General features: G+C 72.7%; 2 protein-coding genes. Both read right to left on the bottom strand.

Going from position 1 to position 2,562, the window contains the following annotated elements:
- Positions 1–72: 72 nt before the first annotated feature.
- Complete coding sequence (locus ACYVE9_RS22420; protein ID WP_461029697.1) at positions 73–1,389, bottom strand: PP2C family protein-serine/threonine phosphatase; 1,317 nt, start codon at positions 1,387–1,389, stop codon at positions 73–75.
- 75 nt (positions 1,390–1,464) lie between these two features.
- On the bottom strand, positions 1,465–2,562 hold a 1,098-nt coding region (locus ACYVE9_RS22415), incomplete at its 5' end, for a C40 family peptidase (protein WP_461029696.1).

Below are 2,562 nucleotides of genomic sequence, written 5' to 3'. Positions count from 1 at the left end.
AGACGCCCCACGGAGACCCCCCACGAAGACGCCCCGCACGCGCCTGCGGTGCGCGGCGGGCTCCGGCAGCGCTCAGCCCCGGTCGAGCAGGACCACGGCGATGTCGTCGGCCAGCTCGCCGCCGTTGAGCCGGCGGACGTCCGCCAGCAGGCTGTCGAGCAGGGCCTCGCCCCGCCCGCCCTCGGAGAGTCGCTGGGCGACCAGCTCCCGCATGCCGTCCTGCCCGAGCCGTTCCCTGCCCTCGCCGACGTGGCCCTCGATCATGCCGTCGGTGTAGAGCATCAGGCTCCAGGCCCCGCCCAGCTCCACCTGGGTCCGGGGCCACCGGGCCCGCGACAGCAGGCCGAGCGCCGGTCCCGCGCTGTCCTCGGGGAGCAGCCGCAGGCCGGCCGCGCCGTTCACCAGCGGCGCCGGGTGACCGGCGAGGCACACGCCGGCCCGGCGGCCGTCGGGTGAGATGTCGACCATGCACAGGGTCGCGAAGATCTCGTCGCTGGACCGCTCGTGCTCCAGCACCTGCTGGAGTGTGGCGAGCAGATGGTCGCCGCACAGGCCGGCCAGGATCAGGGCGCGCCAGGCGATGCGCAGCTCCACGCCGAGCGCCGCTTCGTCGGGCCCGTGGCCGCAGACGTCACCGATCATGGCGTGCACGGTGCCGTCGCTGGTGCGGACGGTGTCGTAGAAGTCGCCGCCCAGCAGGGCGCGGGACCGGCCGGGGCGGTAGCGGGCGGCGAAGCGCAGTTCGCTGCCCTCCAGGAGCGGCGTGGGCAGCAGACCGCGTTCCAGGCGGGCGTTCTCCTGGGCCCGCAGGCGGGACTCGGTGAGCTGCCGGTGGGCGATGTCGGCCCGTCTGCGCTCCACGGCGTAGCGGATGGCCCGGCCGAGCAGTCGGGCGTCCAGCTCGTCGCGGAACAGGTAGTCCTGGGCTCCGACGCGTACGGCCTCGGCGGCGCGTTCGGCGTCGTCCTCGTCGGTCAGTACGAGGACGGCGTGGTGGGGGGCGAGGTCGAGGACCTGGTGGAGGAGTTCGAGGTCACCCAGTGCCAGGTCGAGCAGGATGCAGTGCACCTCGTCGGTGAGCAGCCGTTCGACCTCGGTGAGGTTGCGCGCGGTCCGTACCCGGACCCGGCTGCCGTAGGCGTTGAGCATCTCGGGCAGGGGCGGGGAGCCCGCGGGATCGGCCTGGATGACGAGCAGGGTCTCGGCCTGGCGCGGCAGCTGCACTGTGGCACCCGTCGTTTTCGCCTCGTCGCCCAGCGGCACGGACATCAACGTTTTCCTCTTCCCTCCCCCCGAGGGCGCGTCGGCACCTGCACGGCGTGCCGGAGCGACCCTAGCGGGATGGAACGGCTGTGCGGAATGCCCAGTGAGAAGGAAGCGGGGGCATATGCCGTAGCTCACAGGGCCATGGGGGGGTCGGGGTGGAGATCGTGCCGGGCGTGCCCGGTCGACTACGCGGCGAGGTCAGGCGTCGGGCCGCACCACACCGAGTATCGGCAGCGCACCCGCGCCCTCGATGCGTATCTGCCGTCCGGTCCTGGGGGCGTGGACCATGCTGCCCTCCCCTACGTAGAGGCCGACGTGGCTGGCGTCCTGTTTGTAGATGATCAGATCACCCGGGCGCATGTCCTTGATGTTGACCTTGTGCAGGCCCTTCCACTGTTCCTGCGAGGTGCGCGGGATCGTGGTTCCGGCGGCCTCCCAGGCGCGTTGGGTGAGCCCGGAGCAGTCGAAGGTGCCGGGGCCGGTGGCGCCCCAGCGGTAGTCCTTGCCGATCTGCGCGGTGGCGTAGGCGATGGCCTGCTTGCCGGACTCGGAGGCCTTGGCGTTGATCTCGTCGAGCACGCCGCTTTTCAGCCACCGCATCTGGCGCTGGTAGGAGGTCCGCTCCTCGAGCTCGCGGAGCTGCTCCCGCTCGCCGACGGCGAGCTGCGACTCCAGCTTCTCGGCCTTCTCCAGCCGCTGCTCGACCTTCTTCTTGGCGGCGGACAGCTTCTTGCGGCTCGCCTCCAGCTTCTCCCAGCGGGCGGTGGCCCGTCGCGCGTCCGCCTGGAGGGTCTTCCGGGTCGACTTGAGTTCCCGGAGAAAGCCGGTGGTGGCGCGCTGCCCCTTGTACATGAGGCTGAGCGAGTGCAGGAACTGCTCCGGGTCGGTCTCCAGCGCCAGCCGGGGCCCGGGCGGCAGTCCGCCGCCCCGGTACTGGGCGCGGGCCATGGCCCCGGCCCGGTTGCTGAGGTTGGTCATCGCGCCGCGGTTGCGGGACAGCTCCCCGGCCAGCCGCTTGACGGCCCGCTCCTGGCGTTCCACGCGCTGCACGGCCGCGTTGTAGGCGTCGGTGGCGGATCCGGCCTCGTCGTGCAGCTTCTCGATGTCCGCGCGCAGCCGCTCCAGCCGCGCCGCCTCCCGAGCGGCCTTCTTCTCCGCGGCGGCCTTCTTCTCCGCGGCTTCCTTCTCCGCCGCCGTCTCCGCCCCGGCCGTCTCCTCGGCGGCGTCGGCGTCCGTGCCGTCGGCGTCCGTGCCGTCGGCGTCCTGGCCGGTTTCCGCCGCGTCGCCGGGGCGGTC

Source organism: Streptomyces sparsus, from assembly GCF_054776295.1.
This window is presented reverse-complemented; position numbering and strand designations above follow the sequence as displayed.